Raw genomic sequence first — 22,245 nt, 5'->3', positions numbered from 1 at the left:
TGGCCAGGTCGCGGCCCTTGGAGATCAGCTCGAAATCGGTGGGCATCAGCTTGCCCTCGCGCTGCTCGCAGAACACCCATACATCCTTGAAAGCAGCGATATCAGCACTATTGAAGTTAGACATAATGTTTTATCCCCTTTCTCAGATGATGTGCTTGGCGGCCAGGATGCCGGCCAGTTTCTCACAAGTAGCCTTGTCAGCACCCTCCAGCATCATGCCGGCGCCCTTCTGGGGAGGCGTAAAGCTCTTGAAGATGTTGGTGGGAGAGCCCTTCAGGCCGATGGTGGTGGCGTCGATCAGGGGATGATCCTTCAGTGTCTCATAGTTGAAGGTGGACAGGGGCTTGCTGTAAGCCTCGAAAACACCGCCAACGCTCATGTAACGGGGCTCGTTCAGCTCCTTGATGCAGGTGACCAGGCAGGGAGTCTGGGTCTTGATGGTCATGTAGCCATCCTCCAGCATACGCTTGACGGTCACATTCTTGCCCTCGACAGCGATGTCGGCGGCATAGGTGATCTGGGGCAGGCCCAGCTTCTCGGCGATCTGGGGACCGACCTGGGCAGTATCACCGTCGATGGCCTGACGGCCGCAGAGGACGATATCGTCTTCCTCAATGCCAATGGTGCTGATGGCAGCAGCAATGACCTGAGAGGTGGCGTAGGTATCGGAACCGCCGAACTCACGGGCGGAGACCAGAACAGCCTCATCAGCGCCCATGGCCAGGGCCTCACGCAGCATGCCGGCAGCGGGAGGAGGACCCATGGTGACAACGATGACCTTGCAATCGGTGGCGTCCTTGATCTTCAGGGCAGCCTCCAGGGCGTTCATGTCGTCGGGGTTGGTGATGGTCTGCATGGAAGCGCGGTTCAGGGTACCATCGGGATTGACGGCGACCTTGCCGGAGGTATCGGGAACCTGCTTAATAGAAACAATGATCTTCATTTTAACCTTTACCTCCTATCTTACTTCACGCCCAGGCGGCTGGAAATGACCATGCGCTGGACCTCGGATGTACCCTCATAGATCTCGGTGATCTTGGCGTCGCGCATCATGCGCTCCACGGGATACTCACGGGTGTAGCCGTAACCGCCGAACAGCTGGACGGCGCGGCGGGTCACATCGGAAGCAGCCTCAGCGGCGAACAACTTGGCCATGGAAGCATCCATGGAATAATCCTCGTGGTTCTGCTTCTTCATGGCAGCGGCGTAGACCAGGTACTGAGCAGCCTGCATGCGGGTGTGCATGTCGGCCAGCTGGAACTGGGTGTTCTGGAACTGGCTCAGGCGACGGCCGAACTGGACACGCTCCTGGGTGTACTTGATAGCCTCGTTCACAGCGCCCTCGCCCAGGCCCAGAGCCTGTGCGGCGATGCCGATACGGCCGCCGTCCAGGGTCTGCATGGCGATCTTGAAGCCCTTGCCTTCCTTGCCCAGCAGGTTCTCCTTGGGAACGATGCAGTCCTCAAAGATCAGGTCGCAGGTGGAGGAGCCGCGAATACCCATCTTCTTCTCGTGCTTGCCGGTGGAGAAGCCAGGGAAATCCTTCTCAACGATGAATGCAGAAATGCCGTGGTTGCCCTTGCTCTTGTCGGTCATGGCGAAGACCACGAAGGTATCAGCCACGTTGCCGTTGGTGATGAAGCACTTGGATCCGTTCAGGACGTAATCGCCGTTCTCGTTCTTGGTGGCGATGGTCTGCTGACCGGAGGCATCGGTACCGGCGTTGGGCTCGGTCAGACCGAAGGCGCCGATCTTGCGGCCGCTCAGCAGGTCGGGCAGATACTTGCGCTTCTGCTCCTCGGTGCCGTTCTCAAAGATGGGAGCACAGCACAGAGAGGTATGAGCGGACACGATAACGGCAGTGGTGCCGCAGACCTTGGCAAGTTCTTCAACGGCCATGGCATAGGACAGGACATCGCCGCCAGCGCCGCCGTACTCCTTGGGGAAGTAGATGCCCATCATCCCCAGCTTGGCCATCTTCTGGACGGTCTCCATAGGGAAGCGCTCTTCTTCGTCGATCTCCTCAGCCAGAGGCTTGACTTCGTTCTCGGCGAATTCGCGGTACATCTTACGGAGCATCAGCTGCTCATTTGTCAGATGAAAATCCATACCAATTTCTCCTTTTTTATCAGGTTTTACTTTTTGCTGTAATCGTAGAAGCCCTTGCCGGACTTACGGCCCAGCAGGCCGCCGCGGACCATCTTCTTCAGCAGCAGAGCAGGACGATACTTGGGATCGCCGGTCTCGTTGAAGAGGGTCTCCATGATGGCCAGGCAGACATCCAGGCCGATGAAGTCGCCCAGAGCCAGGGGGCCCATGGGATGGTTGGCACCCAGCATCATGGCCTTGTCGATGTCGGCCACGGAAGCGACGCCGGTCTCAACCAGGCCGACAGCCTCGTTGATCATGGGGATCAGAATCTTATTGACCACAAAGCCGGGAGCCTCAGCGACCTCTACGGGGTCCTTGCCGATCTCCTGAGACAGCTTGTAGATGAAGTCGAAGGTCTCCTGGGTGGTGTTGGCACCGCGGATGATCTCCACCAGCTTCATGCTGGGCACGGGATTGAAGAAGTGCATGCCGATGACGGGGTGCTTCAGGCCCAGACCCATCTCGGTGATGGACAGAGAAGAGGTGTTGGAGGCGAAGATGGCCTCGGGCTTGCACAGAGCGTCCAGCTCGTTCAGCAGCTCCTTCTTGGTGGCCATGTCTTCCTTGACGCACTCGATGATCAGGTCAGCGTCAGCGCAGGCGGACTTCTCTTCCACCAGAACGTTGGCCAGCAGGGCGTCCACGGCCTCCTGGGTCATCTTGCCCTTCTCCACGCGCTTCTGCAGGGAAGCGGCCAGCTTATCCTTGTGCTTCTGAGCGGAAGCGACGGAGCTTGCATACATCAGAGCGGTGTGGCCCTTCGCGGCGAAAACCTGAGCAATGCCGCTGCCCATGGTACCTGCGCCAAAAATTGCTACCTTCATGATTGTTCCTCCTGTAATTTCGTTTCAGTTTTAAAATACGATCAGCGTCTTACATGCGGGGAAATCAGAGCAAATCCCTAGATTGCCAATTTACTCACAATGCCTATTATAGGTGTATGTTATAAATTTATCAAGTGCAAATTTCCAGTTTCGCATGCAATTTTCACTTTTTTACACTTCACACAAATTCTTCGTTAAAGTTTATACAATTTTGTTAACTGATTAACAGGTCTGTCCGTTTCCTGCCTGCTTTTTCTGTGCATCCCCCATTTACAGAACCGATTTCCTGTGGTAAAATCGTCCTGCTTCCACAACACCTTGTGGAAAATGATCCTGAACTCAAAAAAACGTCCCGGGAGGATGTATGTATGCGAATGCGGAAAAAGAAAAATCTGGTGCCCCGGATGGAGCGCTGCGGCGACTTCCTGATCCGGGACCCCTATGACCGTGTCGGGCGCTGGCGGGAGTTGATGCCGAAGGCCAAAGAACTCCGCCTGGAGCTGGGCTGCGGCAAGGGCCGCTTCACCGCCGGAACCGCGGCGGCGGAACCGGATGTGCTGTTTATCGCCGTGGAAATGGTACCGGATGCCATGGTGGTGGCCATGGAGCGGTGTGTGGGCGCCGGTCTCACCAACGTCTACTTCGTGGACGCCAACGCTGACCAGCTCCCCTGCTTCTTCGCCCCCGGCGAGGTGGACCGGATCTATCTGAACTTCTCCGATCCCTGGCCCAGCAACCGCCACGCCAAACGCCGCCTGACCCACGGCAACTTCCTGCGGCTGTATCGTCAGGTGCTGAAAATGGGCGGTCAGATCCACTTCAAAACCGATAATCAGCCCCTGTTCGAGTTTTCTGTTGATGAGATCCCCAACTTCGGCTTCACCTTGTCGGAGGTCACCCGCAATCTCCACGAGCACGGCCCTGTGGGTGTCATGACGGACTACGAGGCCAAGTTCTACGAACAGGGCCTGCCCATCAACCGGCTGGTGGCCACCATGATTCCCTGGGAGGAGCCCTTCCCTGCCACCATCAAAGACCTGCGGGAGCGGTGGCTGGACACCTTTGCCGCCGATGTGTCCGAGGAAAACCTGGGCAAATATGTACTGGCAGGCGGCAGCTATCTCTGGAATATTTTCTCCGAGAGATTGGTGCCCTGCCTGGAAGGCGACACGGCCCGCAAGGCACTGGAAGAGCTGCCTGACGAGACATGCTACCGTTTTTATAAGGAATATCCGCCCCAGGACCAGCCCCGCATCAAGGCCATTTCCATGTCAGAGGTCTCTTTCCTGTCCGATGACCTGGACTGGTATCTGGTGGACAGGGACTTCACCTGGACCTATGTCCACACCCATGAAAAGGACTGCGGACCCTATTTCTGTAAGATTCCTTAAATAATGTATCAGGAGAAGTTCCCCTGCCGGCTCCGGCAGGGGAACTTCTCCTTTTCTTTTCACGCTTCTCTTTCACCGGAAAAGTTGCCTGCTTCCTGTTCGGCGGTCCTGCTCACGGTGCACAAAGAGAACCATTAAATAACGAAGGATTCCTTTGAGGAAACGGTGTCCTTTTTATGACTCGTCCTTTCCGATCTGGCGGTACAGGCAGGCAAGGCCGTCGGACAAGCCGCCCACGGCGTCGATGATGCCCAACCGGACAGCTTCCTCGCCGTAGAGGACGCTGCCCACATCGGCGGCCATGTCGTCCTTCTTCAGCATCAGGGATTGAAATTTCTCCGCACTGATCTGGCTGTGACCGGAGACAAAGGCCACGATGCGCTCTTGGAGCCGTTGGAAGTAGTTGTAGGTCTGGGGCGCGGCGATAACGGTGCCGCTCATGCGGACCGGGTGGATGGTCATGGCGGCAGAGGGCACCGCGAAGCTCCGCTTGGCCGCCACCGCCAGGGGGACCCCGATGGAATGGCTGCCGCCCAGAACGATGGATACCGTGGGCTTGGTCATCCCCGCGATCAGCTCCGCGATGGCCAGGCCCGCCTCCACATCGCCGCCCACGGTGTTGAGTAGGAACAGCACGCCGTCCACCTCGTCGCTCTCCTCCAGCTTGGCAAGAAGGGGCAGAACATGCTCGTATTTGGTGGTCTTGGCGTTGTTGGAAGCAGTGGTGTGGCCCTCGATCTGCCCGATGATGGTCAGACAGTACACATTGCCGTGAGGCGTGTGGGTCATAGCGGAACCGAAGTCCAGGATGGACTGAGTGGCCTCATTGCCGCTTTCCTTTTCCTTCTCCGGCTCTGTGGGTTTCGTATTTTCGGTCATAATATCCCTCTCTTTCCCCGGTATTGTCTCCATTTTTATAAAAACTACACGCCCGTCGGGGTTTCATTTTTCACCGCCTCATGTTATACTTATTTATTATTTTCAAAGACCGGGGGCTGATACCGTGGAACAGAACAAACAGCGCATTGTGGTGAAGGTGGGCACCTCCACCCTGACCCACGATTCCGGAGCTGTGGACCTGAGAAGTATGGAGCATCTGGTGCGGGTGCTGTCCGACCTCAGCGGCGCAGGCCACGAGGTGATCCTGGTGACCTCCGGCGCCATTGCCGTGGGCACCGCCCGGCTGGGCCTGCCGGAGCGACCAAAGGAACTGCGCATGAAGCAGGCGGCCGCCGCCGTGGGCCAGTGCCGGATGATGCATATTTACGACAAGCTTTTTTCCGAGTACAACCGCACCATGGCCCAGATCCTGCTGACTGGCGACGACGTGGAGGACCCCCAGCGGGCGGAGCATCTGCGCAGCACCTTCTCCGCCCTGTTGGAGATGGGTGTCATCCCCGTGGTCAACGAGAACGACTCCGTCTCCTCCGCCGAGATCGAAACCGGACACCACAAGGTGCTGGGCGACAACGACACCCTGTCCGCTATCGTGGCGGAACTGTGCCGGGCGGACCTGCTGGTGCTGTTCAGCGATATCGACGGACTGTACAACGCCGACCCCAAACGGTATCCCGGCGCCCGGCTGCTCCATCAGGTGCAGGAGCTGACACCGGAAATTCTGGAGATGGCCGGCGGCGCAGGCAGCTGGCGGGGCACCGGCGGCATGGCCACCAAGCTCTCCGCCGCCCGCATCGCCATGGCCGCCGGGTGCGACATGGTCATCACCAATGGCGAACGGATGGAGGACCTTTACGGTATCGTGGAGGGAAAAGACATCGGAACGCGGTTTTTGGCCGCTGGATATAAGGGGGAACACGTATGACCGCATTACAGCAGCAGGGTAAATTGGCGAAAGATGCCACTTATGTGCTGGCTACTGCCGGGACAGCGAAGAAAAACGCTGCTCTGGCCGCCATCGCCGACATTCTGACAGAGCGGCAGGAGGAGTGGCTGTCCGCCAACGCCGCCGACGTGGCCGCCGCCAAGGAGGCGGGCATGCGGCCCGCCATGCTGGACCGGCTGACCCTGAGCCGGGACCGCATTGCCGGTATTGTGGAAGGTGTGCGGCAGGTCATGGCGCTGCCGGACCCCATCGGACAGGTCACCAAGATGGAGACGAGGCCCAACGGGCTGATCATCGGCCGTCGGCGGGTGCCCCTGGGCGTTATCGCCATCATCTTTGAGGCACGGCCCAATGTCACCGTGGACGCGGCGGCCCTGTGCCTGAAATCCGGCAATGTTTGCATTCTCCGGGGCGGCAAGGAGGCCATCCGGTCCAACCGCTGTGCGGCGAAGCTCATGCGGGAGGCTCTGGTGTCCGTGGGACTGCCGGAGGACTGCATCTCCCTGGTGCAGGACACCAGCCACGAGACCGCCAACGAGCTGATGCACCTGGACGGGTATGTGGATGTCCTCATTCCCCGGGGTGGTGCGGGACTCATCCGGGCTGTCGCCAAGGAGGCCAGCGTCCCGGTCATCCGCACCGGCGAAGGCGTCTGCCACGTCTATGTGGACGATGAGGCAGACCTGGACATGGCTGCCAAGGTGCTGTTCAACGCCAAGTGCTCCCGCCCCTCCGTGTGCAACGCCGTGGAGTGCGTGCTGGTGCAGGAGGACATTGCCAGGGATTTCTGGCCCAAAGTCCTGCCTCTGCTGGACGAAAAGGGCGTGGAGCTGCGGGCGGATGACGCCGCTCTGGACCTTCTCGGCACCCGGGCCCGTCCCGCTGCCGAGAGCGACTGGGACGCGGAGTACGACGACTACATCCTGGCCGTGCGGACGGTGAAGGATATGGACGAGGCCATCCGGTTCATCAACCAGCATGGCACCGGGCACTCCGAGGCCATCATCACGAAGAATTATTTCAAGGCCCAGCACTTCCTGGACCAGGTGGACGCGGCGGCAGTGTATGTCAACGCCTCCACCCGGTTTACCGACGGCGGCGAGTTTGGTCTGGGCGCCGAGATCGGCATCTCCACCCAGAAAATGCACGCCCGGGGCCCCATGGGGCTGGAGGAACTGACCTCCTGCAAGTATGTCATCTACGGTGAGGGACAGGTGCGGTAACAGCGTGCCGTACACCGCTCCATGGCAGAAGGGAGTCCTGACAAATGAAGCTCTATGAAATCATCGCGCTTCTCTCCTTGGTTTTCTCGATCTTCTCCTCCAGGCGTTCCCCCCGGTTCAAGGCCGCCGCCCTGGCGGGACTGGCTGTTTCAGCCGCGGTGATCCGATGGCTTCTGGCCCACGGTTCCTCTTCGGTACGCTCTCTGGTTCTCGGACTGGGAATGCTGGCCATTGCCGCCGTCTTCTGGGTGGACTACAAAAAAGGCCGGGACTCCGTCGGACTTCTCGTCGTGTTTACCCTGCTTTTCGGTCTGCTGCCCCTGGCAGCACTGATTCGTGTGCTGGTGTTCGAGCCTGACCAAATTCCCTTCCTCAAAGATAGCCTTGTCCTCTGCGTCCCTGCCCTTCCGGCGGGTATCTCCTGCTGCATTTGCCTTGTCTGCACCCTGCGGCGGAAAAAGTGGGAACGTTCTGCCCTTTCATGACGGCAAATGCACACTTTCTGAAGACTTCAATCGAAAGGAACGTGAAATTTATGGTAACTTTAGGTTTTATCGGCACCGGCAACATGGGCGGCGCTCTGGCCCGGGCGGCCTGCAAGAGTATTCCCGCTGACCAGGTGTTTCTGTCCAACCGGACCGTAGAAAAGGCGAAGGCCCTTGCAGAGGAGCTGGGCTGCCGGGTGGCGGATAACTTTGCCATAGCGGAGAGCGCCGACTTCATCTTCCTGGGCGTCAAGCCCCAGTACATGGCTGAGGTCATAGCGGACATCACCCCCATTCTGGAAAAGCGGGAGAACCGCTTCATTCTGGTGTCCATGGCGGCAGGCCTGACCATTCCCCGCATCCGGGAGCTGGCCGGCAAGGACTACCCCGTCATCCGCATCATGCCCAACACCCCCTCCGCCATCGGCGAGGGCATGGTGTTCTACGACTGCAGTGAAAACATCACCAAGCCCGAGGAAAAGATCTTTCTGGAATCCCTGGCCGGTGCGGGACGGCTGGCGCCTCTGGCGGACCGTCTGATGGACGCCGGCAGCGCCGTGGCGGGCTGCGGTCCCGCCTTCGCGGACCTGTTCCTGGAAGCGCTGGCGGACGGCGGCGTGGCCTGCGGCCTGCCCCGGGCCCTGGCTTTGGAGAGCGCCGCCCAGATGATGATCGGCACGGCGAAGCTGATGCTGGAGACCGGAAAGCACCCCGGACAGCTGAAGGACGAGGTCTGCTCCCCCGGCGGTGCCACCATCCAGGGCATCCGTGCGTTGGAGGAAGCTGGCTTCCGGGGCGCCGTGATGGACGCCGTCATCGCCGCCTGGGAAAAGAGCCAGGGCATGTAAACCATACAAAAAAGGAGGCTCGGAACAAAGTTCCGAGCCTCCTTTTCTCACTTGTCAAAACCACCACAAATCTTCCGTACTGAAACCGTTTCAAGAAACCGTATCAGATCAGGCCGCGGATCAGGATCACCAGGATCAAAATAGGCAGGATGAACTGGAAGAAGGGCTTCAGCTTCCGGGACATGCGGATGCCGGTGCCGGTATTGGCCTCCTCCAGATACTTGTCAAAGCCCCAGCCGTACCGGGTGACGCAGAACAGCAGGAACACCAGAGAGCCGCCCGGCAGGATCAGGTTGGACACCAGGAAATCCTCGGTGTCCATAATACCCATGCCGCGGATCAGGGTCACGCCGCTCCAGACGTTGTGGCCCAGGACACAGGGGATGCCCGCCGCCAGCAGGAACAGCCCGTTCAGAAGAGCAGACTTTTTCCGGCTCCAGCCGAAATTATCGCAGCAGGAGGCCAGCAGATTCTCAAAGACCGCCGTGACGGTGGAGAAGCTGGCAAAAGTCATGAACAGGAAGAACAGGGCGCCCCAGATCCTGCCGCCGGGCATGTTGGCGAAGATGTTGGGCAGTGTCTCGAAAATTAGGGGCGGGCCCGCGCTGGGTTCCACGTCGAAGCTGAAGCAGGCGGGGAAGATGATGAGGCCGGCCATCAGGGCCACGAAGGTGTCCAGCAGGCAGATGCGGATGGACTCGCTGGTGAGGGTGTTGTCCTTGCTCATGTAGCTGCCGAAGATCTGCATACCGGCCATGCCCAGGCTCAGGGTGAAGAAGGCCTGGTTCATGGCGGCCACGATAACGTTGGAGAGGCCGTTTTCCATGGCACGTCCAAAGTCGGGCAACAGATAGAACTTCACGCCCTCCAGAGCGCCTTCCAGAGTCAGGCTGTGGACGGCCAGTACCACGATCAGGCCCAGCAGGCCCAGCATCATCACCTTGGTGATGCGCTCCAGGCCGTTCTGCAGGCCCATGCTGCACACCAGGGTACCCAGCACCAGGCTCAGGGCCATCCAGCCCAGCAGTTCCAGGGGAGAGGCCAGCATGGCGGAAAAGACGCCGCTGATGGCAGTGCTGTCAAGACCGGTGAAGGTGCCCGCCAGGAACTTGAAGAAATAGCCGAACATCCAGCCACAGACGGTGGTGTAATACATCAGCAGAATGTAGTTGCCGGCAATGGCTACCCAGCCGTGGATGTGCCACTTGCTGCCTTTGGGCTCCAGCGTGTGGAAGGCTTGGATAACACTTTTGCGGCTGGAACGGCCCACCGCCAGTTCCATGGTCAGAATGGGCACGCCCATGATTGCCAGGAACAGGAGGTAGAACAGCACAAACACACCGCCGCCGTTCTGGCCGGTGACATAGGGAAATTTCCAGACGTTGCCGATGCCGATGGCACATCCGGCGCTGACCAGGATAAAGCCGAGCCGGGACTGGAAGCTCTCTCGTTTCATGGGAGGAATCTCCTTTTTCCGTTTTGTAGTGATGATAGTTTTTTCGCCGATGGGACAAAAAGAGAAGGGGGGTATACCCTCCTCCGCGGTCCTCTTTGACGTTACTGTCAGTTTAAGCTTTTAAAGCGGTTCTGTCAAGAAAAGAATCTGTGTGCCGCACCGTCTGCCTGTGCGCTCTGTAAGCAAAGCGGGCACCGAATTCCGGTGCCCGCTCACGGATGCTTATTCGCCCCAGACCACATCCACGATGGTGCAGTTGGAGAACTCAATAAATTCGCTCTTGAGGATGTAGTCCGTCTTGCCGATGCGGACTTCCTGCTCACCCACCTTGGTGGTCATGACCTCAGCGGTGGGGGTCTCCGTCTCCGCCGTAAACAGCAGCGTCACATGGTTGGGGTCCTCCACCCAGTTGCCGCCGGCGTCCAGCACATAGTAGGGCTCCTGCTCCACCGCCACGATCTCACCGCCCACCAGGGCGCCGGAGGCCATCAGCGGAGAGGGCATGTGGGCCTGACAGTTGTCATACAGCTCTGCTGCCACGCCCTCCACTCTCACAGTATAGGTGACCTTGGTCATCTCCCGTTCGGCGGTGACGGTGTCGTCCCGGTCCAGCAGCTTATATCCCGCGAACACCACCACCGCCAGAATCAGCACCACGGCGATGATATCCACAACATTGAACTTTCCAACGCGCTTAGCTTTCTGTTCCATACTTTCCTCCGTAAACTTTATGGACAATGTTCGCAGAATATTGTATACTATTTTTTACGATTTCACAAGACCATTTTCTTGAAAAGCGAGGTCTTTCCAAATGAAGGTCATCCATCTGATTAGCGGCGGCGACTCCGGCGGTGCCAAGACTCATGTGCTGAGCCTGCTGCAGAACCTGAACAAGACCATCACCGCCCAGCTGGTGTGCTTCCGGGACGGTCCCTTCGCCGAGGAAGCCCGGGCCCTGGGCATTCCCACCGAAATCATGGGCGGCAACAACATTCCCCGTCTGCGGCGCCAGTTGACCGCCTATATCAAAGCAGGCGGCTATCAGCTGATCCACTGCCACGGCTCCCGGGCCAACATGGTAGGTGCCCTGCTGCGGTCCTCCACCGGTCTGCCGGTGGTCTCCACCGTCCACAGCGACTATAAGCTGGACTACATGGGCCGCCCCCTCAGCCGCCTGACCTTCGGCACCATCAACGCCTGGGCATTGCGGAAGCTGGACTACCGCATCGGCGTGTCTGACGCCATGGTGGATCTGCTGATCGACCGGGGTTTTGCGCCGGACCGGTTCTACGCCATTTACAACGGGCTGGACTTCACCCCGGCTCCCCAGCAGGGAGACCGGCTAGAATACCTGCGTTCTCTGGGGGCTGATGTGGACGAAAACAGCGTAGTGGTGGGCATCGCCGCCCGGCTGAATCCCGTCAAGGACATGTCCACTCTGGTGCGGGGCTTCGCAGCCGGGTATCAGAAGTGTTCCCGGCTGCGGCTGGTGATCGCCGGTGACGGCGAGGAGCGCCAGAAGCTGGAAACCTTGGCAAAAGAACTGGGCGTGGAAAAGCAGGTGACCTTCGCCGGGTGGATCTCCGGCGGCATGGACCGCTTCTACTCTGCCCTGGACATCAACGCCCTGACCTCCCTGTCCGAGACCTTCCCCTACGCTCTGACGGAAGGCGCCCGGTTCCATCTGGCCACCGTAGCCACCGCTGTGGGCGGCATTCCTTATCTGATCGACCCGGATGTCAACGGTTACCTCTTCCAGCCCGGTGACTGGGAGGCTCTGGGAGAACACCTGGCCGTCATGGGCAATGACGACGCTTTGCGGAAGTCCCTAGGCGAGAAGCTCTATGAAAAGGCATCCACCCAGTTCTCCATCCAGAAGACCGTGGACGCCCAACTGCACATCTATGAGGAAATCCTCCGCCGCCACGCCAGGCCCAAACAGGACCGGGACGGCGTGGTGATCTGCGGCGCCTACGGCCGCGGCAACGCCGGAGACGACGCCATCCTGGAGGCCATCCTTCAGGAGATGCGGTCCATCGACCCGGACATGCCAGTGACGGTTCTGAGTAAAGACCCTAAAAGCACCCGGCTCACCTATCGGGTCCAGTCCGTCAGCCGCATGGCGGTGCCCGCCTGGCGCAAAGCCATGGGGCAGGCCAGGCTCTATATCAACGGCGGCGGCAGCCTGATCCAGGACGTGACCTCCCGCCGATCCCTGTGGTTCTATCTGCACAATATCCGGGCCGCCAAGCAGGCGGGTTGCAAGGTGCAGATGTACGGCTGCGGCATCGGACCCGTTACCCGGGAGAACCACCGGAAGCTGGCGGCCAGGGTGCTGAACCAGTATGTGGATGTCATCACTCTGCGGGAGCCGGACTCTCTGGCAGAACTGCAGGCCATGGGCGTCACCGTGCCGGAGACCGTTCTGACGGCGGACCCCGCCCTGACGCTGCACCGGGCCGTGGATGACGCCACCGACAGCGTGCTGCTGCGGGCGGGCATCCCGCCACACGGGCGTTATATCTGCTTCGCCCTGCGGAAGTGGAAGGGCTTTGAGGAAAAGGCCCCCCTGTTTGGGCGGGCCGCCAGATACGCCTATGAGACCTACGGCCTGACGCCCGTGTTTGTGGCGGTGGAAAAGCACCAGGACCCGGTCGCCAATCAGCTGGCCGCCCGGGGGCTGGATATCCCCCACTACTTCCTGGACGATGCCGGCGGCGCCGGCACCATCATTGGTGCTCTCAGCCGCATGGAGGCAGTGGTGTCCATGCGGCTCCACGCCCTGATCTTTGCCGCCGGACAGGGCATTCCTCTGGCAGGCGTGGTCTACGACCCCAAGGTCTCCGCTTTCCTGCGGTATATCGGCCAGGACCTGTTCACGGACCTGGACGCTTTGACAGAGGAAAATCTGCAGGTCATGATCGACCAGGCGGTGGCCCGGTCCGCCCATCCGGAGACCCAGGAGGCCGCCGTGAAGCGGCTGCGGGAGATGGAGCAGAAAAACGTGGAAGTGGCCCGTCGGCTGCTGGAGCTGTGATAAAAGCCCCGAACGCCTGATTTTTGGCGTTCGGGGCTTTCTGCGTCAACAATGGTGTCCTACGGCTTTGCCAGCGGGTCCATGGGGAACACCGTCAGCTTCTCGCCGCCGTCCCACAGGGCCAGCAGCACGTTTTTCTCGTCCTTGTAGCCCTGCCGCAGGAGGCTGCGCTGCACCCAGCTCTCCTCCTTCCCTGCCTGGTGGATGTTGTCCGCCAGGAGGACGCCGTCCATGACGAAGGGCACCTGGACCTGGGACTGTTTGGGATTCAAATTCAGGTCCGTGGGCGTGGCGGGGCGGTCCGTCTCCTTGGGCAGGAAGCTGACCACCCCGTTGTGCTCCAGCACCGCTGACTGCAGCTGGTTCAGGTCGAACCATCCGCCGATGCGGCAGTAGGTCAGAAATTCGTTCAGGTCCAACCGTGCTTTTTTCAGGTTTTCCCGGTAGATGACGCCGTTTTCCAGCAGGATCAGGGGCTTGCCCGTCACCATGGTCCGCACCTTGATGGATTTGTTGGTCAGCACTGAGATCAGCACGGCGATCAGGCCGTACAGGATCAGGGCTGTCAGGGGCTTGGCAGGCTCCTCCAGCTCTGTGGCCAGCTCCGCCGCGATGGAGCCGATGGTGATGCCCACCACATAGTCGAACATGGTCATCTGGGACACCTGCTTGGTGCCCATGAGCTTCGCCAGTAAAAAGATGACCACGATGGACAGCAGGGTGGTCAGTCCTGTCATACCGACCTGGTTCAGTAGTTCTCCCATAAAAAACCTCCCGGGGCAAAGTCTGTTGCGGACAGTTTGCCACGGGAGGTTTTCTTTTATTCCTTTACGCTGCCTTTGGTAGGCGGGGCCGCATGGGGGTCTCCTGCATGGTAGGCATTGGTGTGGACGTTGATGTACTCCGCCTTCAGCTTGGAATACAGAATGGTCTGGCTGGAGTAAAGGCCGTTATAGCCAGAGAGCATGTAGCTGACGCCGCAGACCAGGGCGAAGTACAGCAATCCGCCGTCGCCGAACAGCTCTACCGCCAGGAAAATGGAAGCAATGGGGCAGTTGGTGGCGCCGCAGAACACGCCGATCAGGCCCAGAGCCGCCGCAAACCCGGAGGGAATCCCCAGCAGTGGGCCCACCACACACCCAAAGGTGGCTCCCACGAAGAAGGAGGGCACCACCTCGCCGCCCTTGAATCCGGCGGACAGGGTGACGGCGGTGAACAGCAGCTTCAGCAGGAATGCCTCCGGGCGGGCAATCCCCTGCTCCACGGCGGCAGTGACCACGTCCATGCCGGCGCCGTTATAATCCGTGGTGCCGCAGAGGTAGGTCAGCGCCACAATGGCCACACCGCCGACCACAACCCGGACCCAGGCGTTGGAGATGCGCTTTTGCATCTGGTGCTCCGCAAAGTGGATGGTCCGGCAGAACAGGACGGACACCAGGGCGCACAGCACTGCCAGCACCGCCACCCGCAGCAGCAGTCCCACCTCCAGGGCAGGCATACCCACCGTGAAGCGGGTAGGCTCTACCCCCATCATCAGAGAGACACCGAAAGCTACCAGAGAGGCTGTCAGGCAGGGGATGAAGGCTGCGTGGTACATAACGCCGATGCTGATGACCACCATTGCAAATACCGTGGCCGCCAGGGGCGTGCCAAACAGGGCGGAGAAAAAGGCTGCCATGCCTGCCATGGTAGCGGTGCGCATATCCCGGTCATCCAGCCGGAACAGGCGGCCGGTATGGTAGCCGATGGTGCCGCCCATCTGGAGGGCCGCGCCCTCCCGGCCGGCGGAGCCGCCGCCCAGATGCGTCAGCACCGTGCCCAGGAAGATGGCGGGCAGCAGCCAAAGGGACAGGCCCTTGCCCCGACTGACCACGTCAATGATATCGTTGGTTCCTTGGCCCTCCGTCTTCGTCAGCTTGTAAAATCCCACGATCACAAGGCCCAGCAGGGGCAGGCACCACAGCAGCCAGGGGTACTCCCTCCGCAGTTCTGTGGCGTGGTGGACGCCGATGTGAAAGGCGGAGCCGATGACGCCGCAGAGGGCGCCGATCACCGCCGCCAGCGCCAGCCACTTGGCCAGCGCACGGATGTACAGCCCGATGTGGGACAGCCACCCCGGGAACGAGGTTTCGCGTTTCAAGAGAATGCCCCCTTACTCCGCCTTGCCGTCCAGGCGGGTCTCCAGCAGCTCCGGCTTCTTCAGATACCGCTCAAAGGCCGCGAAGAAGCGGGAGTACTCGATACCGGTGGCAATGCGCTCGTCCATCACCACGCCCAGGGGCATCCGCTTCCTGTGAGTGCCCTCCGGTGCGAAGGGGTCCTTCACCGGCTTGCCCATGCAGACAAAGACACTGGTGGTGCCGAACTCATAGCAATGGTGGAAAATATAGCTGGTGTTGATGGAAGCCAGATTTGTGATGAACAGGCTGGTATGGAAGGGGCTCAGGTCGATGATCTTCTTCGGCAGCAGGCCATGGAGATCCAGGTGGTAAGCTAGCCAGAACACAAACCGCGCCAATCCCGGGATGGAGAAGGCGATGTTGGCAAATTTATCCGTGCTGTTGTTATGGACGGCTTCCATGTTCCGGTCAATGTGCTCCTGGATGCGCTGGCTGATGGTGAACACGTCGTCCTCGGGGTTCAGGTAAATTTTCAGGGTGGTCTCGTCGGGGGTGCCGTCCGCCCGGGTCTTGAGGATCACGAAGCTGACGCAGAAGTGGTTCCGCTTGTACACCTTCCGGTTCATGATGAAATAGTTCACCTTGGGATTCTCCAGTGCCGCCTTGTAGTAGGCGGCGATCAGGACGCTCATGTGGGTCACCCGGTGACCCTCCCGCCGTTTCTGGCGGATGAAGGTCTTCATGATCTCTTCGTCTACAGAGTCGCTGGCCCAGTTCATGGCGTCGAAGCGCTTTGGCATGATATAGGGCAGGGCCTGCACGATGGGGGTAAGCTCCTTGACCCGTGTTCCGTCTGCTCTCATACGGTTTCTCCTTGCTCTTTTTAAAATCCGACCCGGAAGAACACCTAACCGGGTCACTGCACACACATGTTCATTATAGTTTAGAATTTGTTAAGAAGCAACCATTTTTGCCCTTCTTCTCCAGACTTGATTTTTTCTGTATATTTTCCTGCGGGACTGTCAACAATAGCCCTGTACGCAGCCAAGCCGAAAGGAGGTGTTCCTCATGCAGAACAACCGTGAAAATAACCAGAACGAGCGCAACCAGAATGAGCGTAACCAGAACCAGCGTGACAACAAGCAGCAGAATCAGCAGGACCAGCGCAACCAGAAGGAAAACCGCAAGTAACGTTCTTCCTCTTTTCCTCTTTCAAAACACGCGGCAGGCACGACAGCCCGCCGCGTGTTTTTCCTTGTTCCTGTTTATGGAACGGCGACTGTATCTACCCCTCAAAGCATCCCGTTTTCCGGTTTTCCTTGCATCTTTCTCCCATATCTGCTATTCTATCCCCCGATGTGATCCCATTTATGCGAGGAAAATCCGAATGAAAAACCAGAAAAAGCTCATCGGCTGCCTCTGTGCCGCCTTTACCATTGTCATCTGGGGCTCCACCTTCATTTCCAGCAAAAAGCTCCTGACCCTCTACTCCCCTGCCCAGATCATGCTGACCCGCTTTCTTCTGGCCTACGGCGCCCTTTGGCTGGTGCGCCCCCGGAAGCTGTCCCTTCCCCGGAAAACAGAGCTCACTTTCCTGCTGCTGGGCCTCTCCGGCTGTTCTCTTTACTTCTATACTGAGAATTCGGCCCTGACCTACACCCTGGCCTCCAATGTCAGCATCATCGTGGCCGCGGCTCCCATCTTCACCGCCGTCCTGGCTCACATTGCCGGGGTAGAGCGGTTCCGCTCCGGTACGCTGCTGGGCTTTCTGGTGGCTTTCTCCGGTGTCATTCTGGTGGTGTGCAACGGCACCTTCGTACTGAAGCTGAATCCCCGGGGCGACCTGCTGGCTCTGGGAGCTGCCGCCTGCTGGGCCGTCTATTCCGTGCTGATCCGCTGCCTGGACGACGGACTGGACCCCCTTCTGATCACCCGGCGGACTCTTTTCTGGGGTATCCTCACTGCCCTGCCCCTGGTGCTGCTGGAGGGACGGCCCTACCCGACGGGGGCCCTGCTGTCCCCCACCGTTGCCGGCAACTTCCTCTTCCTGGGCCTTATCGGAAGCTGTCTCTGCTATGTGCTGTGGAACCGAGCCTTCTATTACCTGGGCGTGGTCACCACCAATTCTTTCATTTATATTCAGCCCTTCGTCACCATCCTGGTGGGCTGGCTGTTTCTGAGGGAGCCCATCTCCCCTCTGGCCCTGGTGGGCGCGGCTCTCATCACTGCCGGTGTGGTAGTGGCCCAGCGGGTACCGAAAAAACAACACGCAGGTCATTGACCTGCGTGTTGTTTTGTTTATCGGGGAATGAACTGCAGATTCGCGTCCACCCGGCCGCCGATGCCCGCAACGGAGCAGCTGCTGGAGAACTGCCAGTAGTCCATCTGATAATAGAAGGAAGGACACAGGCTCTCGGACTTCTCGCTCTTGTACTCCGGATACCAGGCCAGGTAGGGCTCAATGGCCCCCTGGTCATATTTGATGTAGCTGACGTACTGTCCCGCATAGACCATGGCCTGATACCCGGCCTCTTCAATGCGCTGGCAGAACGCCACCGCGCAGGCCGTGGCCATCTCAGGGGCGGTGCCGTAGACCCGGTAGGTGGAATCGTGCATCTCCCAGTCGTAGGCCACGGGGCCGTCGATCTCCAGGTCCTCCAGCAGGCTCAGCACGAAGTCCGCCTCTTCCATGGCCTCCTCCACAGTGATGGCCTGGGCAAAGAAGTAGACGCCGGTCTCGATCCCCGCCGCCATGGCGCCCTGAATGTTCTCCCGGTAATACTGGTCCGCGTAGATCTCTCCGGTGGAGGTACCCCGCAGGCCAATGCGGACCATCACGAACTCCACGCCGTCAGCCGCCACAGCCTCCCAGTCGATGGTGTTGTTCTCACTGGCCCGGTTCTGGTAGGCAGAGACATCAATGCCGAAGCGAGTGTCAAAATCCCCGCCCAGGTACTCCAGCCGGTCCCCGTTCCAGGCGAAGTCCCCCTCATACAGACGGCTCTTCTCCACGCCTTTGTAAATGGGGATCTCTTTACCGCTGTATGTAAACGTCCCGTTGGTCTTGCCGGGGACATATACCTCCTCCGGCTTGAGACCGGGCTTTTCTTCCTCCGCCGGTTTTTGTTCCGGTGTCCCCTGCTGGGTTTTCCGCCAGGTGGGCTCCACTTTGCTGAAATTCCGGATGCTGCCCTCCAGAACCACATTTTCCAGGACCACCTCCCCCTGGACGCCCGGTGCCAGGATCAGGTCTCCCATGATGGTCATGCCGGACAGCGTGGCGCCGTCAGGACTGCTGACCATCAGGGTGCCGTATACATCTTCCCTGTACGGCTCCGCGGTCTGGACCAGGGTCTGGATCATATTGCCCAGGATGTTGACGATCTCCGCCCGGGTAATGGGGTCCGTAGGACGGAAATTGCCGTCCATAGCGTCGTTCACATAGCCCCGGAGCGTCATCTCCGCCACGGATGCACGGGCATACTCCGAAATCTGGTCCGCGTCTCCGTAGGGCAGCGAGGTGGTCTCCGCGTCAATGTGGAAAGCCCGGGCGATCATGGTGACCGCCTGCTGGCGGGTAATGGTGTCCCCCGCCAGAGCTTTGCCGTTATTGCCCAGATACACACCGGCGGCGTTCAGCTTCAAAATGGCCTCTTCCCAATAGTTGCCCTTGATGTCCGAGAAGGTGTTCACCGGGGAGACCGCCTGGAAATGGAGGAATCGGTCCATGATGCCGGCGAAAGCGCCCCGGGTAATGGAGGCGTCCGGCCGGAAGGTCCCGTCCTCATAGCCCTGGATGATACTGTATTCCTGGCTCCATTTGTTGATGGCTCCCTCCGCCCAGTGGCCTTCCGTGTCGGAAAAAGCCCCGGCGGTGGTCAGCAGCAGTCCCGTGGCCAGTGCCCCGCAGGCCAGCCATTTCGGCAGTTGAAATCGTTTCATGGCAGTTCCTTTCTGTCGGTAATTGTCGAAGCGTATCACAGAAAAACACCGCAGCCCCACCGGGCTGCGGTGTTATGTCACCTCAATAACAGCGCCTGCCGCTATTATACCGGAGATTTCCACTGCGGTCAATATCTGACTCCGGATTTTCCGAAAATATTATGTCACCTTTACCGCAGAGAAATGATATCCGAACTTCATTGCATTATAAAGACGAACCTTCCGCCGCTTTTGTTCCATCCCGGGAAATAACCAGCGAAACGCCCAAAACACGGTCCCCGTTTTGTACATCTTTCTCATTCCGCAAAGACATCCGGATATGGGAAACTGAGCTGTGTACCAGGCTGTTCTCCCGGGCAATGGGCTCCTCCCGGAACACCGACAGGGCCAGGCCGATGAGCCCCATGGTCACCACCGTAGGCAGGTTGCCCGTCACCAGCGGCATGGAGGCGGAGAACAGAATATAGCCCAAATTCTGCATCACGCTGAACACCGTCTGCAAGGCCAGAGGCACGATGACTGACAAAGCCACCAGCCTCCCCACCTGATTCTTCTGCCGCAGGCATTTCCAGAGGAGCCACACCAACAGTCCTGCCACCGCCAGCACCAGCAGCAGGAACGGCAACCAGCCCAGCTTGTAGATGACCGTGGTCGGCAGAAAATCCAGGGTCCAATCCGGCACTGACCGCTCAAAGGGAAACATGGAACCGATCTCGCTCCAGTTTCCCATTCCCACCCATTGAGAAACCGAAAGTGCATTTCGGACTGACATGGCCTGATACCCATTACCCAATGGGTCCAGTTCCGGGTGCAGGAACATCAGCAGACGCTCCTGATACCAGCCATTCTTCCAGACCTGCCACACCATGCTCCCGGCGGTCGCGCCTGTCAGCCCCAGCACCGCCGCCGCGGTTTTTCCCCGGCCCACGCCGAACCAGTCTGTCCCGGCAGCAGCGAGAAGCAGCACGAAACCCGTTACCACCAGCAGCAAAATGCCAAGCAAATAAGGCGCCTGCAGTCCTATGGCCGCCAGCGGAACGGCTCCAAATATGGCAAGGAAAATACCTTTCCATCCTTTTCCATGGCAGCGATACAGCCAAATGGCATATACCGTCGGATACAGCAGTACCACATAACGGGTAAAATAGGGGGCATGGTTCCGAAGCGGCGACAGCCACAGGGACAGGACACCCAGCACCAGCGCACCGATGTATACCCACCGGGCATGACGGGTCAGCCAGGTATAGTCCAGGAAGTAAGCCCCCAACAGGCAGACGGTGCCCAAAGCCAAGGCAATGGCTGTGCGGAACGGAGAAATATTCTCGTACATATCCGCCCCGGAGGCGGTCAGCCACACCCGCAGAAAGCCGCCCAGCAGTGCAAGAGCCACAGTAGCCGCCAACAGTCCCCACTGTGGCTTTGGCCGGTGTACCCGGTCCAGCTCCGTGCCGATAGTCACCGGGTCGCCCATCTCCTCCACGGCCAGGCGCTCCGCCGTCTCCGGGGTATTCCCCTCTTCCAGAAAAGCGTCCCGCTGGTCGGTTAAGTGCTGCTCCAGTTCCCGGACCACCACCGGGCGGGCCCGCTTCCACCGGATCTGCTCCTGCACCGTATCCAGATATTCCCGGATGGTATCAGCCAAAGCAGGCGCCCCCTTTCAGCACCCGGCCCACGGCATAGGCATAGGCGTTCCAGGATTCCTCTTTCTCCCGCAGGGCGGTGCTTCCCTCTTTTGTCAGATGATAATACCGCCGGGGCTTTCCCGCCGCGGCCTCCCGCTCATAGGCGGTGACGAAGCCCTTCTCTTCCAGGCCGTGCAGCAAGGGATACAGAGTCCCCGCTTTCAAATGAAAGGTGTCGTCGCTGCGCCGCTTCAGCTCCTCGATCATCTGGTAGCCGTACTTGTCCCCGTCCTCCAGCAGCTTCAGCACCAGCAGCGCCATGCTGCCGCTGACCAGGCTCTTGTCGATCTCCATGTCAGTGCCTCCATATATAGATTGTCTATATAATATATCGGTAATCTATATATGTCAAGAGGGAAATGGGCGGGGTCTCCCCCGCCCGCCTGTTTACTTTTTCCGCACCGGATAGCAAAGCTCGGTCACAAATTTCTCAGGGTCGTTGGTCTCATGGGGACTGACATGGTAGATGAAGAAGGAGGGGGCGTCGAAAACGTAGCCGTTGGACTCTACCCAGGAAACCACAGCAGCGGTTGCCTCATTCAGCTGGTCATAGCTGCCCTTGCAGACGGCGGAGGCCACCTGGACAGCCGGCATGGTCTTGAACTTCACGTGCTCCGTGTCGGGATAATCACCCCGCACGGTCTTCTGAACCTCCACATCCACATTGGATTCCTTGTACTCTCCGTCATGGAAGGTGGCGGAGCACAGGCAGGGATCTCCGTCCTGAATATGCATCCTGGCAGTTTCCTGCATCAGAATGCCCCAAAGATCCCCCTCCCGCTCATAGCAGGGAATGATCTGCCGGACGCTGGCAACCCGCCGCTCCGGGATGGTCTTGACAGTCACATCGTAATTCATAAGTTCGTCCTTTCTCAGCCGTTCGATGGCTGTATCCAGGAGCCGCAGCCGCCGCGCCGATTCCTCCGCCTGAAGCCGGGCTGCTTCCTGCTGAGCCAGCAAACGCTGCTCCAGTATCTCCCGGTCCTCCCAGCGTTTCAGCAGCTCCGCCGTGTCGCAGAGCTTGAAGCCCATGTCCTTCAGGGCGGTGATGCGTCCCGCCGTGAAGAGCTGGGATTCACTGTAATAGCGGTATCCGGTGAAGGGGTCGATGGTCTCCGGGGTCAGAAGGCCCATTTCATCGTAATAGCGCAGCATACGGATGCTGATCCTGGACAGTTTTGAAAATTCGCCGATCTTCAGCATAGTCGGTTCCTCCACATCGATGTGATCTTGAGCTCAGGTA

At 59.4% G+C, this 22,245-nt stretch carries 21 protein-coding genes and 1 pseudogene; 8 read left to right on the top strand and 14 right to left on the bottom strand.

From position 1 onward, the window contains the following. The 4 genes and pseudogenes from JQM66_RS08780 to JQM66_RS08765 all read right to left on the bottom strand — a co-directional run. Positions 1-124 (bottom strand): annotated as a pseudogene (locus JQM66_RS08780) (acryloyl-CoA reductase electron transfer subunit beta); the annotation flags it as partial. A gap of 18 nt (positions 125-142) precedes the next feature. Next, positions 143-943 carry an acryloyl-CoA reductase electron transfer subunit gamma gene (gene acrB, locus JQM66_RS08775; protein WP_235229499.1) on the bottom strand — a complete coding sequence of 267 codons (801 nt, stop codon included), beginning with the start codon at positions 941-943 and terminating at the stop codon, positions 143-145. A 20-nt stretch (positions 944-963) separates the two neighbouring features. Continuing rightward, positions 964-2,109 carry an acyl-CoA dehydrogenase gene (locus JQM66_RS08770; protein WP_235229498.1) on the bottom strand — a complete coding sequence of 382 codons (1,146 nt, stop codon included), beginning with the start codon at positions 2,107-2,109 and terminating at the stop codon, positions 964-966. Positions 2,110-2,135: 26 nt separating this feature from the next. Continuing rightward, a complete protein-coding gene (locus tag JQM66_RS08765; protein WP_407946014.1) occupies positions 2,136-2,978 on the bottom strand; it encodes a 3-hydroxyacyl-CoA dehydrogenase family protein in 843 nt (280 codons plus the stop codon). Between the two features lie 365 nt (positions 2,979-3,343). Here JQM66_RS08765 and trmB point away from each other — a divergent pair, with 365 nt between their 5' ends. Further along, entirely contained in the window at positions 3,344-4,366 is a 1,023-nt protein-coding gene (trmB, locus tag JQM66_RS08760) for a tRNA (guanosine(46)-N7)-methyltransferase TrmB (RefSeq protein ID WP_235229496.1), read from the top strand. A 174-nt stretch (positions 4,367-4,540) separates the two neighbouring features. Here trmB and JQM66_RS08755 read toward each other — a convergent pair whose 3' ends face one another. Then, positions 4,541-5,245 carry a ClpP family protease gene (locus JQM66_RS08755; protein ID WP_235229495.1) on the bottom strand — a complete coding sequence of 235 codons (705 nt, stop codon included), beginning with the start codon at positions 5,243-5,245 and terminating at the stop codon, positions 4,541-4,543. Positions 5,246-5,369: 124 nt separating this feature from the next. On the opposite strand from JQM66_RS08755, the gene proB reads away from it, so the two are divergent. The 4 genes from proB to proC are packed head-to-tail and all read left to right on the top strand — an operon-like array spanning position 5,370 to position 8,765. After that, positions 5,370-6,188, top strand: a complete 819-nt coding sequence (proB, locus tag JQM66_RS08750) for a glutamate 5-kinase (protein WP_235229494.1) — start codon at positions 5,370-5,372, stop codon at positions 6,186-6,188. Continuing rightward, positions 6,185-7,432 (top strand): glutamate-5-semialdehyde dehydrogenase, encoded by a 1,248-nt coding sequence (locus tag JQM66_RS08745; RefSeq protein ID WP_235229493.1) that lies wholly within the window; start codon positions 6,185-6,187, stop codon positions 7,430-7,432. The genes proB and JQM66_RS08745 overlap by 4 nt, the downstream gene beginning before the upstream one ends. A gap of 44 nt (positions 7,433-7,476) precedes the next feature. Continuing rightward, positions 7,477-7,917 (top strand): hypothetical protein, encoded by a 441-nt coding sequence (locus tag JQM66_RS08740; RefSeq protein ID WP_235229492.1) that lies wholly within the window; start codon positions 7,477-7,479, stop codon positions 7,915-7,917. 50 nt (positions 7,918-7,967) lie between these two features. Then, complete coding sequence (gene proC, locus JQM66_RS08735; protein WP_235229491.1) at positions 7,968-8,765, top strand: pyrroline-5-carboxylate reductase; 798 nt, start codon at positions 7,968-7,970, stop codon at positions 8,763-8,765. A gap of 103 nt (positions 8,766-8,868) precedes the next feature. On the opposite strand, the gene JQM66_RS08730 is transcribed toward proC, so the two are convergent. Together JQM66_RS08730 and JQM66_RS08725 are read right to left on the bottom strand one after the other, a co-directional pair. Then, entirely contained in the window at positions 8,869-10,221 is a 1,353-nt protein-coding gene (locus tag JQM66_RS08730; RefSeq protein WP_235229490.1) for a sodium-dependent transporter, read from the bottom strand. A 222-nt stretch (positions 10,222-10,443) separates the two neighbouring features. Next, a complete protein-coding gene (locus tag JQM66_RS08725) occupies positions 10,444-10,932 on the bottom strand; it encodes a DUF4330 family protein (protein ID WP_235229489.1) in 489 nt (162 codons plus the stop codon). 100 nt (positions 10,933-11,032) lie between these two features. On the opposite strand from JQM66_RS08725, the gene csaB reads away from it, so the two are divergent. Continuing rightward, a complete protein-coding gene (gene csaB / locus JQM66_RS08720) occupies positions 11,033-13,258 on the top strand; it encodes a polysaccharide pyruvyl transferase CsaB (protein ID WP_235229488.1) in 2,226 nt (741 codons plus the stop codon). Between the two features lie 59 nt (positions 13,259-13,317). Here csaB and JQM66_RS08715 read toward each other — a convergent pair whose 3' ends face one another. From JQM66_RS08715 to JQM66_RS08705, 3 genes are read right to left on the bottom strand one after another with little or no spacing between them, the layout of a single operon-like run. Continuing rightward, positions 13,318-14,022 (bottom strand): DUF421 domain-containing protein, encoded by a 705-nt coding sequence (locus JQM66_RS08715; protein ID WP_235229487.1) that lies wholly within the window; start codon positions 14,020-14,022, stop codon positions 13,318-13,320. A gap of 56 nt (positions 14,023-14,078) precedes the next feature. Further along, positions 14,079-15,398, bottom strand: coding sequence for a chloride channel protein (locus JQM66_RS08710; RefSeq protein WP_235229486.1), 1,320 nt, complete (start codon positions 15,396-15,398; stop codon positions 14,079-14,081). Between the two features lie 12 nt (positions 15,399-15,410). Next, on the bottom strand, positions 15,411-16,241 hold the full coding sequence (locus tag JQM66_RS08705) for a 2-oxo acid dehydrogenase subunit E2 (RefSeq protein ID WP_235229485.1): 831 nt from the start codon (positions 16,239-16,241) through the stop codon (positions 15,411-15,413). A 205-nt stretch (positions 16,242-16,446) separates the two neighbouring features. On the opposite strand from JQM66_RS08705, the gene JQM66_RS12595 reads away from it, so the two are divergent. Together JQM66_RS12595 and JQM66_RS08700 are read left to right on the top strand one after the other, a co-directional pair. Continuing rightward, entirely contained in the window at positions 16,447-16,569 is a 123-nt protein-coding gene (locus JQM66_RS12595) for a hypothetical protein (RefSeq protein ID WP_268824376.1), read from the top strand. 196 nt (positions 16,570-16,765) lie between these two features. Next, entirely contained in the window at positions 16,766-17,659 is an 894-nt protein-coding gene (locus JQM66_RS08700) for a DMT family transporter (protein WP_235229484.1), read from the top strand. A gap of 17 nt (positions 17,660-17,676) precedes the next feature. Here JQM66_RS08700 and JQM66_RS08695 read toward each other — a convergent pair whose 3' ends face one another. The 4 genes from JQM66_RS08695 to JQM66_RS08680 all read right to left on the bottom strand — a co-directional run bounded on the left by JQM66_RS08695 (position 17,677) and on the right by JQM66_RS08680 (position 22,205). Continuing rightward, complete coding sequence (locus tag JQM66_RS08695) at positions 17,677-19,320, bottom strand: S-layer homology domain-containing protein (RefSeq protein WP_235229483.1); 1,644 nt, start codon at positions 19,318-19,320, stop codon at positions 17,677-17,679. A 205-nt stretch (positions 19,321-19,525) separates the two neighbouring features. After that, on the bottom strand, positions 19,526-20,962 hold the full coding sequence (locus tag JQM66_RS08690; protein WP_235229482.1) for a permease prefix domain 1-containing protein: 1,437 nt from the start codon (positions 20,960-20,962) through the stop codon (positions 19,526-19,528). Beyond that, entirely contained in the window at positions 20,955-21,296 is a 342-nt protein-coding gene (locus JQM66_RS08685) for a PadR family transcriptional regulator (RefSeq protein WP_235229481.1), read from the bottom strand. The genes JQM66_RS08690 and JQM66_RS08685 overlap by 8 nt, the downstream gene beginning before the upstream one ends. Positions 21,297-21,389: 93 nt before the next feature. Then, positions 21,390-22,205, bottom strand: a complete 816-nt coding sequence (locus tag JQM66_RS08680; protein WP_235229480.1) for a MerR family transcriptional regulator — start codon at positions 22,203-22,205, stop codon at positions 21,390-21,392. Positions 22,206-22,245 lie beyond the last annotated feature (40 nt).

Origin of the sequence: Oscillibacter valericigenes, from assembly GCF_021531915.1 — a bacterium.
Classification (GTDB): Bacteria; Bacillota; Clostridia; order Oscillospirales; family Oscillospiraceae; genus Oscillibacter; species Oscillibacter valericigenes_A.
Note: the sequence above shows the minus strand (reverse complement) of the source record. Positions and strands in the feature narration are given on the sequence as shown.